The following is a 14,895-nucleotide window of genomic DNA, read 5'->3' on the forward strand; positions in this document are numbered from 1 at the left end:
CCGGTCAGATCCAGACGTCATTGACCGCCGTTCGCTCGTTGGTTTCTTCACCGGTATTGATGACGCCGCGAGGCTCGATCAACAAGAGTTTCACTTCCCGCTCGGCACTCGGTTTGTGCTCGACGCCTTTCTTGACGACATACATCTCGCCCGGGCCAATCATGACGGCGCCGTCGCGAAAATCGATACGCAGCTCACCGTCCAGCACGATGAAGGTTTCATCGGTATCGGCGTGGGTGTGCCAGATGAAATCGCCTTCGAGCCGGGCGATCTTGAACTGGTAGTCGTTCATTTCGGCGATGACTTTGGGCGCCCATTGCTCGGCGAACAGCGCGTATTTCTGAGCGAAGTTAATGGGGGAGTACTGATTCATCGGGGCATGCTCCTCAACTGGAAAAGATGAGCACTACGTTACGGCCTGGGGCAGGGCGGGTATTGGATGATCGTGCAGCTTTTGCAGGGTGACCCAGGGGCTTCAGCGCAGCATTTTCAGCCAGCGCGCCGGTGAAATGCCGAAGGCCTGGGTGTGCAGCCGGGTCATGTGGCTCTGGTCGAAAAAACCACAGGCCAGGGCTGCTTCGCTCAATGGCAGGCCCTGCAATACCAGGCGCCGGGCTTCGTTCAATCGGCGCTGGGTGATGTAGCGATAGGGGCTGGTGCCGTACAGGGCGCGGAAATCCCGTGACAGGCTCCAGCGATCCCGGCCGCTGGCCTCGACCAGATCGTCCAGGGTAATCGGCTGGCCAAGGGCATCATGGATGAACAGGCGCGCACGCTCCGCTGCGGGGTAGTCCAGCAGCCGGCGTCCGCGTCGGCGACCCGCCGCGACGGCGAGCGCCTGGGCCACATCATAGATGGCGTCGTCTTCCTCCAGTGGGTCGAGGCGATGCTCCAGTGTATTGAGCAACCTGCGGGTCGCGATGTTGAGCCGGGGATCGTTCGACAGTCCGCCCTCGATGAAGGGCAAAGGCCTGCCACCCAGCACTTGCTGGATCAGGGACGGTTCGATGTAGGACATCCGGTAATGAAAGCCATCGCGGGTGCCTGCTTCGCCGTCATGAACCTCATCGGGGTGCAGCACGATGGTTCCACCAGGCTGGCTATGACGTTTACTGTGCCGGTAGTTGAAGCTCTGGACGCCGGACAGGGTGAAGCCGATGGCGTAGGTGTCATGCCGGTGGGCGCTGTAGCCGTGACCACTGAAATAGGCCTCGATGCGCTCCAGTTTCCCCGATTCAGGCGCACGCACCAGCCAGTCGCTACGGTTATTCGATTGAGCCATGGGCGCGACCTCTCGCTGTTCGCTGCATACGATACTTCAGGATGGTCGGCCCGTGGACGGCTTCAGATTTCTTTTACAGGTGTCTCGCCGTGCGCGCTCTTGATCAACCCGATGACGTGCAGGCAGTCAGCCTTGTTCACGTAGGATTCACCGCTGGCGAGGGTTTCATGATTGCCGGCCCTCAAGCGCCAGCGCCACTGGCCTTGTCCGGTGCTTGGGGTTCCTCGGGTCTGTCGATAGATTTCAAAATACATCGGTTCGCTCCATGCGATTTATTCGTTCAGGACATGTTCTGTACATGTCGTCGCAAGCCTAGCCAAGCTGATAATTTTCGCTAATGGGAATACGTTTCCAATGATTGTGAGATATTTCAGAAAATTGCAGCGCCTGCCTCACCGACTGGAACCAGGAGCAATGGATGAACCGCAACGAATTGCGCAAGGCCGACATCAACCTAATGGTGGTTTTTGAAACGCTGATGCTCGAGCGTAACGTGACGCGGGCTGCGGAAAAACTGTTCCTTGGCCAACCGACCATCAGCTCGGCCCTCAATCGCCTCAGGGCGATGTTCAACGACCCGTTGTTCATCCGCGTCGGGCACCGCATGGAGCCGACGGCGCGGGCCGAGGAAATCATCCAGCATCTGTCGCCGGCTCTGGACTCACTGTCGGTGGCGCTGAGTCTGTCCCATGATTTCGACCCCGCCAACAGCACCATGACATTCCGCATCGGCCTGTCGGACGACGTGGAATTCGGCCTGCTACCGCCGCTGTTGCGCAGCCTGCGCCAGGAAGCACCCAACGTCGTGTTCGTGGTGCAGCACGTCGATTACTGGCGCATTCCCGACTTGCTTGCCTCAGGCGACATCACCGTCGGCATCAGCCAGACTCGGGGGCTGCCGGCCAATGCCAAACGCAAGCTGCTGCGGCACATCCGGGCCCGCGTGCTGCGGGCCGATGCCTCGGATACACCGCTGACCCTGGATGAATACTGCGCGCGGCCCCAGGTGCTGGTTTCCCATACGGCCAACATTGCCGGCCTGGCTGACGAATGGCTGGCCGAAATCGGCCGCAAGCGCCACGTGGTGCTGTCGGTGCCACAGTACAGCGCCTTGCCGGCGTTGCTGGCCGGCACTGATCTGATCGCCAGCCTGCCGGACTACACCGCCACGGCCATGGCCGCGTCCGGCCAATTGTTCTGTGAACCTTTTCCCTTCGAGACGCCGACGGTGGATTTGTCCATGGTTTGGTTGAGCCACGTCGACAATGACCCGGCCGAGCGGTGGCTGAGGTCGCGGTTGGAGGCGTTCATGAGCGAACGGATGCCGCTGGCAGGCGAAACAAAACCTGCCTGACCTGAGCCAGTCGAGGTATCGTTGCGACAGCTGTCACCCCACCCTCGCTTTTTCGAATCGGAGTCGAAACACATGCCTCACCTGCACATGGAATACACCGCCAACCTGACCGAGCTGAACGCCGATGTCGCACTGCTGCGCCTGAACAACGCGCTGGTGGCCTCCGGTCAGTTCGCGGCTGAGCACGACATCAAGAGCCGTGCGGTGAAGATCGATACATTTCGGGTCGGCACCGGCATCGGCGAGCGCGGGTTCGTGCATTTGAAACTGGCCTTGCTCAGTGGCCGCTCGGCGGAGATCAAGAAACAGTTGGCCGACAATCTGCTGGCGGTGCTCCAGGATCTGGGACCTTGGCCCGCCGGTGTCAGTGTGCAGTTGTGCGTGGAACTCCTCGACATTGATCGTGGCCCTTATGCCAAGGCTGCCATCGGTCTTTAAGCTTCAGTGCCCAAGGCAAGCCTCGATGACCTGCTCACGCAACCAGATGTTGGCGCTGTCCTGATCGACACCCAGGCTCCATTGCATGTCCAGGGTAAAACCAGGCAAGCCTTCAGGCGCGTCGTAGTGATGAAAACCCGCGTCATTGGCGAGCAGTCGCTGGATGCGGCGGGGCAGGGTGAGGATGAAATCGGTACCCGCGATCATCTTCAGCGCCGCGCCGTAACTGTTGGCACGCGCAGCAATCTGGCGTTGCTGCGCCTGCATCGCCAGCCAGCCGTCGATCATGTTGCTGGACGAAGCCCAGGGTGTCGGAAAAACGTGCCGACGCTGTAGGAATGTTTCGAGACTCAGCGGCGGCTCCAGCGGCGCGCCCCGTTTATCCACGACACAGACCAGATCATCGTCCAGCAGCGGCCTGGATTTCAGGTCGGCATGATTGCTGTGGAAATTCGGGCCGAAGCAGATCACCAGGTCCAGGCTGCCATTGCGCAGGGCTTCGACGGGAATGTCCGCTTCGAGCTTGCTCACGTTCACCGTCACCGGCAAGTCGGCGTGATCGAAACCCCGCAGCAGTCGCGGCAGGATCAGCTGTTCGAAGTATTCGGGTGCGCAAATATTGAAGGTGATGGCCTGACGCCTTGGATCGAAGGTTGGCGACCCGGCATGACACTGATTGATTCGTTGCAGGATGGCGCGCACATGCTCGTACATCCCCTCGGCTTTATAGGTCGGGCGCATGCCGGTACGGCTGTTGATAAACAGTTCATCTTCGAAACAGGCACGCAGTTTCTTCAGGCAATAACTGACGGTCGACTGACTGACACACAGTGCTTCGGACACGCCGGTGACGCTGCCCTGTTCATACACGGCGCTAAACACCATGAGGTCCTGCATGTCGAGTTTTCTGAGGGCGTTACTGTTCAGCATCCGTTCTGTCTCGCAGTGCTCTTGCGCGGTCTTGCGCAAACCAGGCGGATGATCCTAGCGGAACGAGAGGAAGAGGAGAATGTTGCCCACGGCGTCATTCGTTTGCTTATGTTTAGCTCGCCCTGATCCAAGCTCCATCAAATCCAGGTTTAAGGGTCCGTGGGGGCCGTGGGACGCTTGCCGGATACTGTCCCTGTGATGCGCTCATGAACGGTTGGCCCTTGGTGCTCCGATACCTTTCATCCGCCGCGGTCGATCCGCTCGGCAGGACTACGCCCGTCATACCTCCATCCCTCAGTGCGCTGCCGTCCGAACTGGCCTTCTGGGCCTTGTGGCACTGTCGCCACGCGCGTCCTCCGGATTCCCGTATTTCCTGTTGATCAAACACCGTGTTCGTCGCTGGCGAGCACAGACCGACGGCGCCTGGTCGCCCGTCCGACATGGAAATACGAGCCTTCCCATGAGCCTTGCCAAAAATGCTTTCGCGCCCGTGCAACACGCCCGGGCGTTTCTCGATCAGAACCCTGATGTCGAGCTCTTCGAACTGTTCATCCTTGATAACAACGGCGTGCCACGGGGCAAGTTATTGCACCGGGACGAGCTGCTGGCGGTCTACGAAAACGGTCGACCGCTGCCCAGTACGATGCTCGGGCTGACCCTCAATGGCGACGACGTCGAAAACTCCGGGTTGGTGTGGGATGTCGGCGACATCGATTGCCGTGCCTACCCCCTAAGCGGCAGCTTGCAACGCATGCCGTGGCGGTTGATTCCCACCGCCGCCGTGCAGGTCGGCATGCATCCCGAGGAAGGAATGCCTGCGGCAGTCGCCGACCCGCGCCTTCTGCTCAGCCGGGTGATCGACGCCTTGCAGGCCGACGGTTATTACCCGGTGATGGCGGCGGAGCTGGAGTTTTACCTGTTGGATGCCCAGCGCGACAGCCAAGGCCGACCGCAACCGGCGCGTGACGCTGACGGTGGCAGGCCACGGGCCACACAAGTCTATGGTTTGCGCGAGCTGGAGCAGATCGAGCCGTTCCTGGCCGACCTGTATGCCGCTTGCAAACTGCAAGGCATTCCGGCCCGAACCGCTATTTCGGAATACGCACCGGGGCAGGTCGAAATCACCCTCGAGCACCGCACCGATGCCTTGCAGGCCATGGATGAGGCGGTGCGCTACAAGCGCCTGGTCAAGGGCGTGGCGCATAAACACGGCATGGCGGCGTGTTTCATGGCCAAGCCATTCGAGCATCTGGCGGGCTCCGGCATGCACATGCACGTCAGCCTGGCGGACCGGGACGGGCACAACCTGTTTTCCAGCGAAGCCGCCGACGGCACGCCGCTGCTGCGTCACGCGGTAGGGGGAATGCTCGATACGCTGCTGGATTCGCTCTTGCTGTTCTGCCCGAACGCCAACTCCTACCGTCGATTCCAGAGCAACAGCTATGCGCCACTGGCACCGACCTGGGGCGTGGACAATCGCACGGTCAGCCTGAGGGTGCCTGGCGGCCCGGCGTTTTCGCGACACATCGAACACCGCGTTTGCGGCGCCGATGCCAACCCGTATCTGGCCGCCGCCGCGATACTGGCCGGGATTCATCGCGGCATACGGCAACAGCGTGATCCCGGCGCGCCGGTCCAAGGTAATGGTTACGCCCAGGCGACCGAGTTGCTGCCCACCGACTGGCTTACAGCCTTGAATGCGCTTGAGGCCTCGCCATGGGCACGAGAAGCGTTTGGCAGCGAGTTTCTCGGTGTCTATTTGGCGGTCAAACGCGCCGAATATCGTCAATTCATGGGGGAAGTAGGTGAGCAGGACTGGCGCTGGTACCTGAACCAAGCCTGACGGGGGGTTGAAAACGTTCCTTAAATAATTATTTACTGGCAACTTTTTCACGAAAAATTGATGGTGGGCTGCCTAAAGTTTGTGTTGCCGTAGGAAATGAATTTTTCACATTTGCTTGCGGCACTTTCTTTTAAAAGAGCAACTTCAGGAAGCCTCCAATCATCATGCTGACTATTAAAGCCGTGCGCCCCGAGTGGGTGACGCTGGTCGCCAGTGCCTTTTTGTTAGTGGGTTTCAACTTTATTCTCTGGCAGCACCTGCTTGTGATTACTGCGGCGGATGGCCGCGGCCTGCTGCTGTGCCTGGCATTTGCCGTAATCGTGTTCTGCGCGTTCAACCTGGTGTTGACGTTGTTGGCGTTCCGCCCGGTGCTCAAGCCGTTGTTAATGTTGTTATTCATGATCAGCGCGGGCGTGGCGTATTTCATGGCCCAGTACGGGGTCTTGATGGATGCCGGCATGTTGCGAAATTTCGCCGAAACCAATGCCACGGAAGTTCGCGATCTATTGTCGTTGAAGTTGTTCGTCTACATTGGTTTGTTAGGTGTCTTGCCTTCCTGGTTATTGTTCAAGACGCCGATTAGTTATCGCCGCTGGCCGAGGGAGTTGTTGAGCAAGTTGCTGGTCGGCGTGGCCTCGGTTGCGGTGCTCGGCGCGGTGGCCATGATCAATTATCAAGGGCTGTCTTCGTTGTTTCGCAACCACCATGAACTGCATCTGATGGTGGTGCCGAGCAACTACATCGGGGCGTCGTTCGGTTATTTGCGCGAGCAAGTCGCGTCGGCCAAGCAGCCGTTCATCACGTTGGGCGAGGATGCTAGCCGCAACCCGGCCTGGCAAACCCATGCACGAAAATCACTCACTGTCCTGGTGGTCGGCGAAAGCGCGCGTGCCGAGAACTTCGGCATTCTTGGCTACAACCGTGATACCACCCCGCAACTGGACAAAGAGGCCGGCCTGATCGCTTTCACCGACGTGCATTCCTGCGGGACCGAGACGGCCGTGTCAGTGCCGTGCATGTTTTCCAACATGGGCCGCAAGAACTACGACGCCAGCAAGGCCAAGAATGAAGAGGGGCTGCTGGACGTGCTCAAGCGCGCCGGGCTGGAAGTGATCTGGCGGGACAATCAGTCCGGCTGCAAAGGCACCTGCGATCGGGTCACGTTGCAGGACGTCAGTAATCTCAAGGATCCGTCCCTGTGCGCCAATAGCGAGTGCCGCGACGAAATCCTGCTCCAGGGCTTGCAACATTTCATCGACACCCTCGATAAGGACACCGTGCTGGTGTTGCACCAGATGGGCAGTCATGGGCCGGAATATTTCAAGCGCTACCCGAAGGAATACGAGCATTTCACCCCGGTGTGCGAAAGCAATGCGCTGAACAATTGCAGCCGCGAGAGCATCGTCAACGGCTACGACAACACGCTGGTTTACACCGATCACGTGCTGTCGATGTTGATCGATTTGCTGCGAGCCAACCAGGACAAGGTCGACACCGCCATGCTGTACCTGTCGGACCACGGCGAGTCCCTGGGCGAATACAACCTGTTCCTCCATGGCACGCCCTACATGCTGGCCCCTGAGCAGCAGAAGCATGTGGCAATGCTGGCCTGGTTTTCCGACAGTTATCAGAAGTCCTTCTCGGTCGATACGCATTGCCTGCAAATGAGTCGGGACAAACCCTTGAGCCAGGACAACCTGTTTCATTCGATGCTCGGGCTGCTGGAAGTCAACAGCAAGGTCTACAACCAGGACTTGGACATGTTCGCCAGTTGCCGCAGCGCAGTGATCGATGGGGTGTTGGCCAGGGAATAATCTTCCTACACCTTTTTTTCACGTAGCCCTGTTTAACCTGTCGTCCAACCTTTTCCGTGAGCCGAGAGTATGCCCGGGCAATCCCCCTCCACCGTCGAGCTTGAGTTCGCCAGGCAGCATGACCAGGAGCATGCGCAAATCTGCTGTCAGCCGACGCCTCGGCGGCTGCGGCTGACTTTCTGGCGTGATGAGCAACTGGTACGCAACGCCTTGAAGGTGGCCGGTGAGCCTGGGTTGGTACTGGACGTCGCGTGTGGGGCGGGGCGGTTCTGGCCGGTGTTGGGCGAACATGCCAACCGGGTGATCCTGGCGGCGGACCCGTCGCCGGATACGCTCGATCATGCCCGCAGCCACCATGGCGGTGCGCTGCTCCAGCGGATCAAGACTTTTCCCAGCTCGGCGTTCACCCTTGGGCTGTCGGCGAACGCGGTGGATTGCATTTTCTGTCTGCAATTGTTTATGCACATCCAGGCCAGCGAACATCGCCTGGCTTTGCTGCGGGAATTCCACCGGGTCAGCCGGGACACGGTGATCGTGTCAGTGCAGGTCGAGGGACGCCTCAAGCTCGGCCACGCCTCACAACGAAACCTCACCGACAAGGCCTGCGTCGAAGCCGAGTTTCTCGCGGCCGGTTTCAGCGTGGTGTGGCATCAGGATTTCCTGCCCGGCCTGGCGTTTAAACGGGTGTATGTATTACGTAAGGCCGGATAACTGCAGATGTAGGACTATTCTTGCGTTTGCGCAGGCGATTTCTCTCAAGCTCTTGCTCTGTAGATGCTCGCAATCGCCGACGGCGATATATACTGCGCGCCATTCTTCAAGGGAGAGCCGTGTGGCCATCGATATTCATTGGATTCGCGACAACGATAGCCTCGGTCGGTTTTGCGCCGAATGGCAACAGTTGCCGTTCGTCGCACTCGACACCGAATTCATGCGGGTCGACACCTTTTATCCCATTGCCGGCCTGCTGCAGATCGGTGATGGCAAAAGTGCGTACCTGATCGACCCCTTGACCATCGACGATTGGAAGCCCTTGGCCGCGCTGCTGGAAAACCCGGCGGTGCTCAAGGTATTGCACGCCTGCAGCGAAGACCTTGAAGTCTTGCTGCGCCTGACAGGCAGCTTGCCCGCGCCGCTGTTCGACACGCAATTGGCCGCCGCCTACCTGAACCTGGGTTTCTCCATGGGTTATTCGCGGTTGGTGCAGGAAGTGCTGGGCATCGAATTGCCCAAGGGCGAGACCCGTTCCGACTGGTTGCAGCGGCCCCTGTCCGAAACCCAGATCAGCTATGCCGCCGAGGATGCCGTGCATCTTGCGGAAGTTTTCGTACAACTGCGGCCGAAGCTGTCCGACGAAAAATACAGCTGGGTCCTGGAGGATGGCGCCGAACTGGTGGCCAACCTGCGCCGCGAGGTCGACCCGTACGAGGTGTACCGCGAGGCCAAGCTGGCTTGGAAGCTGTCCCGGGCGCAATTGGCCGTACTGCGCGAGCTGTGCGCCTGGCGTGAGCGCGAGGCGCGCGCCCGTGACCTGCCGCGCAACCGCATCATTCGCGAGCATTCGCTATGGCCCCTGGCCCGCACGCAGCCGGATAACCTCGGTGCGCTGGCGAAGATCGAAGACATGCACCCGCGTACCGTACGCCAGGACGGTGAGTTCCTGCTCGACCTGATCAAGCGCGCGGGCAGCGTGCCACCTGAACAATGGCCGGCCGCAGTGCCCGAACCGCTGCCGATCGAGGCCTCGGCGCTGGTCAAGCGGCTCAAGGCGCTGGGGCAGGCTGAAGCCGAGCGCCTGGGCATTGCCCCGGAACTGATGCTGCGCAAGAAAACCCTCGAGGCCCTGATCAAGAGCGGCTTTCCCGAGGGGCCTTACCAATTGCCCGATTCGCTGCGTGGCTGGCGCCGCGAGTTGATGGGCCAGGCATTGCTCGACAGCCTGGCCACCGCCGGAGAACAGCCTTGAAACGTATCTGCTCCATCTACCGCAGCTCGAAGAAAAACGAAATGTACCTCTACGTGCTCAAGAGCGAGGCATTGGCCCGCGTGCCCGAGCCGTTGATGGCCGCGTTCGGCAAGGCCATCCATGCCTTCGACCTGGTATTGAGCCCGGAGCGGCAACTGTCCCGGGAGGACATCAACAAGGTGCTGGAAAACCTCGACACCCAGGGCTATCACTTGCAGATGCCTCCGGCTGAAGACGAGTACATCGAGCATCTGCCCGAAGAGTTGCTGCGACGCAACGACCCGGTCTGATACTTCGGGGCGCCCGTCCTGGGGCCTCTTGAATATTGAAATGATTATTGGCGATGGGCCGCATGGATGGAGCAACACTCTGTCAGCGGCCGTCTGCACTGTTTGGAAAGGTTTGATTCATGCGCGTTCTGATTGCCGAACACGACCACGCGGTCTATGCCCAGCTCTTGCGTCAGGCTGCACCCGACATCGAGGTGCTGACCAGCGGCGATTCCGCCGAGCTGTCGCGGCTAGCCACTGACTGCCCGGTCTGGCTCGGCCAGCCTGACCTGTTGGCGACCCTGTTGCGTCAAGGTCACCGGCCCCGTTGGTTGCAATCGACCTGGGCGGGCATCACGCCGCTGCTGGCCGAGGGCCTGACGCGCGATTATCGCTTGACCCGCGCAGTCGGCATATTCGGCCAGGTGATGGCCGAATATGTGCTCACCTACATGTTGGGGCATGAACGCGAAGTCCTGGCGCGGTTGGTCAGCCAGGTGGAGCGCAAGTGGGACAACCGCCAAGGGCAAAGCCTGGCGGGGCGCAAGGTGTTGATCGTCGGCACTGGCGATATCGGCCAGCGGGTGGCGCAGTTCCTGGTGCCGTTTGGCGTGCAGTTGTACGGCATCGCCAGTGAAGCCCGTGAGTTGGCGCCGTTTATCGAGGTGGGGGCGCTGAAGGACTCGCCGCGCCTGGTGGGCGAAGCGGACTACGTGATCAACCTGCTACCGAATACGCCGGATACCCATGACATCTACGACGCGGCGCTGTTCAAGCAATTCAAGCCCAGCGGGTTGTTCATCAACGTCGGCCGTGGCGTGGCGGTTGTGGACGCGGACCTGGTGCAAGCCTTGAAGGAAGGGCATCTGGCCGGCGCGGTGATCGACGTGTGTCGCCAGGAGCCGTTGCCGCAGCGTCATCCGTTCTGGACGGCCTGGGGCCTGCTGTTGACCGGCCACAGCTCGGCACCAACCTCGCCGCCGATGATGGTGCAGTTGTTCCTGGAAAACCTGCGCGCCTACCAGGCTGGTGAAGCGCTGCGTGGGGAAGTGGATTTCGCCCGAGGTTACTGAAGCCCAACTTTCCTAAAGGCTTATGAGCCATTGTGGCGAGGGAGCTTGCTCCCGCTGGGCTGCGCAGCAGCCCCAAAACCATTCAACAAGATGCATCAGGCAACGGCTGAATTTTTACGACTGCTGCGCAGCCGAGCGGGAGCAAGCTCCCTCGACACGGGTTCGGTTTCACATTTAAGTAGGCACCGTAGCTCTGCTTTACAGGGTGAAATCACCCTCGGCCACCAACTCACTCAACGGCCGCCGCGGGCTTGGGACTTCGCGGGCCTGGAGATAGTCGGCCAGCGTCGATTTGTCCCCCAGCTTGCCGATCGCCACGGCGGCATGCAGGGCGTAGCCGTCCGGGATCTTCAGTTCCTTGCGGGTCAGTTCCTGGTCGAAGCCGGCCATGCCATGGGTATGCCAGCCGCTGAGGCTCGCTTGCAACGCCAGGTGACCCCAGGCCGCGCCCGTGTCGAAGGTGTGGCACTGGGCCGGGGTTTCTTCCGTGGCGCCGGGCACCGCGAAGGTGGTTTTCGAGGCGATGATCACCAGCGCCGAGGCGTGTTGGGCCCAGCCACGGTTGAACTCGTTGAGCAGGCCCAGGTAACGCTCCCAGTTCGGCGTGTCGCGACGGGCGTACAGGAAGCGCCACGGTTGCGAGTTGTACGCCGAAGGAGCCCAGCGCGCGGCTTCGAAAAAGCTCAGCAAGGTTTCTTCGGCAATGCTCTCGCCAGTGAAGGCGCGGGGCGACCAGCGCTCGATGAATTGAGGATGGATGGTGTAATCGGCGATGCGGGAATTGGCGCTCATGGGCTCACCTTGGCTGGGTTCGGAAACGTGATCAAGCAACCTACGTCCCGGCGTCCGGCCTGACAAGTCCCTTCTACCGACAGTCGCCAATGCTTGGCCTCGGGAGGTCGCGGCACTAGACTGTCGGCCTTTTCACCACATGATGTTGATGCTTGAGCCATGGCCGCCAAAGTCGAACCGTTCTGGATACGCAAAACCCTCGATCAGCTCGATCCACAAGAGTGGGAATCGCTGTGCGACGGCTGCGGCCTGTGCTGCCTGCAAAAGCTCGAGGATGAAGACGACAACACCGTCTATTACACGCGTATCGCCTGCAAACTGCTGGACCTGAAAACCTGCCAGTGCACCGACTACGCCCATCGCCGCGACTTCGTCCCCGACTGCATCCAGCTCACGCCGGGCAAGGCCGATCAGTTCAAATGGCTGCCGCCGACCTGCGGCTATCGCCTGGTCAGCGAGGGCAAGGACCTGCCGCTGTGGCACCACCTGGTCTGTGGTGATCGCGACGCCGTGCACCACGAACGCATTTCCCAATCCGGGCGCATGCTGGCCGAAGGCAGCGTGGCCGAAGAAGACTGGGAAGATCACCTGATCTTTCGCGCGGGCTGAACACAAGGCATCGCATCACCAGGGAGCGCCCATGGCTGCAGGATTGAAACGGTTGCTGGCGGCGGGGCTGCTGGCGGTGTGCGGGCCGCTGTGGGCAGCACAGAAAGTCGATCTGGATTACCACGTTCACCTGTTGCCGCAGAGCGACCAGGCTGAAGTGCGCCTGACCCTCGCGCGGGGCTCGGCGGTGCGCAGCCTGGACTTTGACTTGGGCGATGAAGGCCGCTACAGCGATTTCAAGGCGGACGGCCAATGGCAGCTCACGCCTGGCAAGGCATCGCGGGGCGTTTGGCGTCCCTCCATGCCGGCAAGGCGAGCCTGACCTACCGCGTGCGCATCAGCGAATCGCGCAAGAACGGCTCTTTCGAAACCCGCATGACGCCGAGCTGGGCGCTGCTGCGCGGCGATGACCTGGTGCCACCGGCGAAGCTGGACCAGCAGGACGGCATCGAGTTGGTCTCTCGCCTGGCGTTCGAACTGCCCAACGGCTGGAAAAGCATCGAGACGCCTTGGCCGCGTATCGGCAAGCAACGCTTTCGTATCGATAACCCCTCGCGCTTGTTCGATCGCCCCACGGGCTGGATGCTCGTCGGCAAACTCGGCAGTCGCCGCACGCGCCTGGGCGAGACCGAAGTGACAGTGGCTTCGCCCCTGGGCCAGGGCATGCGGCGGATGGATGTGCTGACGCTGCTGACGTTTGTCTGGCCGCAGGTGCAGGCAGTGGTGCCGCGTCATCCGGCCAAACTGCTGATCGTCGGCGCCGGGGATCCGATGTGGCGTGGCGTCCTGGCGGGCCACGAATCGATCTACCTGCACAGCCGCCCGCCGTTGGTCAGCGAACGGGGCAGCAGTCCGTTGTTGCGGGAGTTGATGCAGATGCTGGTGCGCATCAACGATCAGGATCGCAGTGACTGGATCAGCGAAGGATTGAATGAGTACTACGCCATCGAACTGTTGCGCCGCGCGGCCGGCATGAGCGACGAGCGCTATCAAGCCCTGAATGCTCGTCTCGCCCGGGACAGCAAGGGTGTCACGACCTTGCGCGGCGACCAGGTGAGCCCGGCGATGGTTGCCAAGGCGGTGCTGTTGCTGCAGGAACTGGATCGGGAGATTCGCCTGAAGACCCGCAACAAGCGCTCCCTCGATGACGTGCTGCAAGGGGCGATGCGCCTGGAAACGGTGGATACCGGGGAGTTTGTGCAGCTCAGCGAAAGTATCCTGGGTGAGGGCTCTACAGTGTTGGATACCCGGTTACTTCATTAATACCGCTTTCGTCGGAACGCCGCCCGGAGCAAGCTCGCTCCCACAGGGCTCTTGTGAACACCACAAATCCAATGTGGGAGCGAGCTTGCTCGCGATGAGGGCATCAGCGGCACTGCAAAAATCAGAGCCCAGCCCTAGGTGAACTCAACGAATCATTCCCCGTCACTGTAGCCGTGCCAGTCGCCGCCTCGGCATTGGTCTTCATGCGGCTCAGTTCGTCGCCGGCCTGCTCGATGCGGGCGCGGGCGTCATGCAGATGTTGGCGATTTTTTTCCAGCAGGCTTTTCGCCGAACAATGCCCGGTGATGCCGCGAGCCAGGGCCATGCCACCGATTGCCAGTTGCGCCAGGCCGATCACACCGCCACGGCGCAAGCCCTTGCCCATCATCAGGACCCCACCGGCCAATGAACCGATGCGCTCCCAACCGTGCACGTTCTGCGGGCTGCGGGATTGGAAAGGGGTGGTATCCACCGGCCCGAACGGATTGTTATCGCTCATGATCTGTCTCCAGTGTGGGGAATTGTATAAAGCTGACTGCCAGAGCGAATCCGTCGTTCCATGGAATTTCCCGCCGGTCAGCGGAATTGCGGACCCGAGCGCGTGTTGTTGCCTTTGGCCATGCGGTCGTACAACACGACATTGACCGTGGCCGCCAGGTTCATGCAGCCGTTGGTGGGGATGTAGATCACGTCTTCGCACCAGTCGCGGATGTCTTTGTCCAGCGAACCGTCCTCGGGGCCGAAGATGTACAGCGCTCGGTCCGGATGGGTGTATTCGGGCAACGGACGGGCGCCTTCCACGAGCTCGACGGCCACCGGCACGCAGCCCAGGGGCAGGATCTTCTTCAAGTCGTCGATGCCGATCAGCGGAATGTCGTAATGGACCTTCTTGGTGTCGGTGACGAAGTCGGCGGCGCGTTCATAGCGCTTGCCGGTGTAGAACACCGACGCCACGCCGTAACAGCCGGCGGCACGCATGACCGAACCGACGTTTTCCGGCGACTTGGGGTTGAACAGACCGATGCAGCTGTAGCGTTTGTTGGCCACGGACGGGGTGCCTTTGGGAAAAGGCGCGATTATACGGGGAATGGGGAGCGTGGTCAGGTTCGAGATGTGTGGGGCATGGTCGACCGCCTTCGCGAGCAAGCCCGCTCCCACATTGGATTTGTGTCGCTCAAGGAATTCCTGTGGCGAGGGGATTTATCCCCGCTGGGTCGCGTAGCGGCCCCCTGCGTTACGTCTGACAGCTCGCAGCGGCAATG

The 14,895-nt window shown here is 60.8% G+C and carries 16 protein-coding genes and 1 pseudogene; 10 read left to right on the forward strand and 7 right to left on the reverse strand.

Annotated elements, in window-relative coordinates:
• Nucleotides 1-4 precede the first annotated feature (4 nt).
• The 3 genes from AB4N42_RS10785 to AB4N42_RS10795 form a co-directional block, all read right to left on the reverse strand.
• Entirely contained in the window at nucleotides 5-373 is a 369-nt protein-coding gene (locus tag AB4N42_RS10785; protein WP_030141203.1) for a cupin domain-containing protein, read from the reverse strand.
• Nucleotides 374-475: 102 nt separating this feature from the next.
• Nucleotides 476-1,282 carry an AraC family transcriptional regulator gene (locus tag AB4N42_RS10790; protein ID WP_198797147.1) on the reverse strand — a complete coding sequence of 269 codons (807 nt, stop codon included), beginning with the start codon at nucleotides 1,280-1,282 and terminating at the stop codon, nucleotides 476-478.
• A gap of 62 nt (nucleotides 1,283-1,344) precedes the next feature.
• A complete protein-coding gene (locus tag AB4N42_RS10795; RefSeq protein ID WP_030141201.1) occupies nucleotides 1,345-1,536 on the reverse strand; it encodes a YegP family protein in 192 nt (63 codons plus the stop codon).
• 164 nt (nucleotides 1,537-1,700) lie between these two features.
• Here AB4N42_RS10795 and AB4N42_RS10800 point away from each other — a divergent pair, with 164 nt between their 5' ends.
• Together AB4N42_RS10800 and AB4N42_RS10805 are read left to right on the forward strand one after the other, a co-directional pair.
• Complete coding sequence (locus tag AB4N42_RS10800; RefSeq protein WP_407683902.1) at nucleotides 1,701-2,636, forward strand: LysR substrate-binding domain-containing protein; 936 nt, start codon at nucleotides 1,701-1,703, stop codon at nucleotides 2,634-2,636.
• Between the two features lie 72 nt (nucleotides 2,637-2,708).
• Nucleotides 2,709-3,074, forward strand: a complete 366-nt coding sequence (locus tag AB4N42_RS10805; protein WP_181286693.1) for a 5-carboxymethyl-2-hydroxymuconate Delta-isomerase — start codon at nucleotides 2,709-2,711, stop codon at nucleotides 3,072-3,074.
• Between the two features lie 3 nt (nucleotides 3,075-3,077).
• Here the strand turns inward: AB4N42_RS10805 and AB4N42_RS10810 are convergent, their stop codons facing one another.
• Nucleotides 3,078-4,004, reverse strand: a complete 927-nt coding sequence (locus tag AB4N42_RS10810; RefSeq protein WP_431144704.1) for a LysR family transcriptional regulator — start codon at nucleotides 4,002-4,004, stop codon at nucleotides 3,078-3,080.
• Between the two features lie 460 nt (nucleotides 4,005-4,464).
• Between AB4N42_RS10810 and AB4N42_RS10815 the strand changes: the two genes are divergently transcribed.
• The 6 genes from AB4N42_RS10815 to AB4N42_RS10840 all read left to right on the forward strand — a co-directional run bounded on the left by AB4N42_RS10815 (nucleotide 4,465) and on the right by AB4N42_RS10840 (nucleotide 10,969).
• A complete protein-coding gene (locus AB4N42_RS10815; protein WP_460116166.1) occupies nucleotides 4,465-5,847 on the forward strand; it encodes a glutamine synthetase family protein in 1,383 nt (460 codons plus the stop codon).
• A gap of 164 nt (nucleotides 5,848-6,011) precedes the next feature.
• Complete coding sequence (locus AB4N42_RS10820; protein ID WP_030141196.1) at nucleotides 6,012-7,661, forward strand: phosphoethanolamine transferase; 1,650 nt, start codon at nucleotides 6,012-6,014, stop codon at nucleotides 7,659-7,661.
• 69 nt (nucleotides 7,662-7,730) lie between these two features.
• Entirely contained in the window at nucleotides 7,731-8,372 is a 642-nt protein-coding gene (locus AB4N42_RS10825; RefSeq protein ID WP_198797152.1) for a class I SAM-dependent methyltransferase, read from the forward strand.
• A 121-nt stretch (nucleotides 8,373-8,493) separates the two neighbouring features.
• Complete coding sequence (rnd, locus tag AB4N42_RS10830; RefSeq protein ID WP_030141194.1) at nucleotides 8,494-9,627, forward strand: ribonuclease D; 1,134 nt, start codon at nucleotides 8,494-8,496, stop codon at nucleotides 9,625-9,627.
• The gene (locus AB4N42_RS10835; RefSeq protein WP_030141193.1) at nucleotides 9,624-9,917 is read left to right on the forward strand and encodes a YcgL domain-containing protein; all 294 of its coding nucleotides are present in this window, start codon (nucleotides 9,624-9,626) and stop codon (nucleotides 9,915-9,917) included. The genes rnd and AB4N42_RS10835 overlap by 4 nt, the downstream gene beginning before the upstream one ends.
• 119 nt (nucleotides 9,918-10,036) lie before the next feature.
• The gene (locus AB4N42_RS10840; RefSeq protein WP_460116167.1) at nucleotides 10,037-10,969 is read left to right on the forward strand and encodes a D-2-hydroxyacid dehydrogenase; all 933 of its coding nucleotides are present in this window, start codon (nucleotides 10,037-10,039) and stop codon (nucleotides 10,967-10,969) included.
• 198 nt (nucleotides 10,970-11,167) lie between these two features.
• On the opposite strand, the gene AB4N42_RS10845 is transcribed toward AB4N42_RS10840, so the two are convergent.
• A complete protein-coding gene (locus AB4N42_RS10845; RefSeq protein WP_030141191.1) occupies nucleotides 11,168-11,761 on the reverse strand; it encodes a nitroreductase family protein in 594 nt (197 codons plus the stop codon).
• A gap of 159 nt (nucleotides 11,762-11,920) precedes the next feature.
• Between AB4N42_RS10845 and AB4N42_RS10850 the strand changes: the two genes are divergently transcribed.
• Nucleotides 11,921-12,370, forward strand: coding sequence for a YcgN family cysteine cluster protein (locus AB4N42_RS10850; protein ID WP_030141190.1), 450 nt, complete (start codon nucleotides 11,921-11,923; stop codon nucleotides 12,368-12,370).
• Nucleotides 12,371-12,401: 31 nt separating this feature from the next.
• Nucleotides 12,402-13,633: pseudogene (locus AB4N42_RS10855) on the forward strand (hypothetical protein).
• A gap of 121 nt (nucleotides 13,634-13,754) precedes the next feature.
• Here AB4N42_RS10855 and AB4N42_RS10860 read toward each other — a convergent pair.
• A complete protein-coding gene (locus AB4N42_RS10860; RefSeq protein ID WP_030141188.1) occupies nucleotides 13,755-14,132 on the reverse strand; it encodes a YgaP family membrane protein in 378 nt (125 codons plus the stop codon).
• A 77-nt stretch (nucleotides 14,133-14,209) separates the two neighbouring features.
• Nucleotides 14,210-14,680, reverse strand: coding sequence for an RNA methyltransferase (locus AB4N42_RS10865; protein WP_030141187.1), 471 nt, complete (start codon nucleotides 14,678-14,680; stop codon nucleotides 14,210-14,212).
• Between the last annotated feature and the right edge of the window lie 215 nt (nucleotides 14,681-14,895).

The organism is Pseudomonas sp. H2_D02 (genome assembly GCF_054677635.1).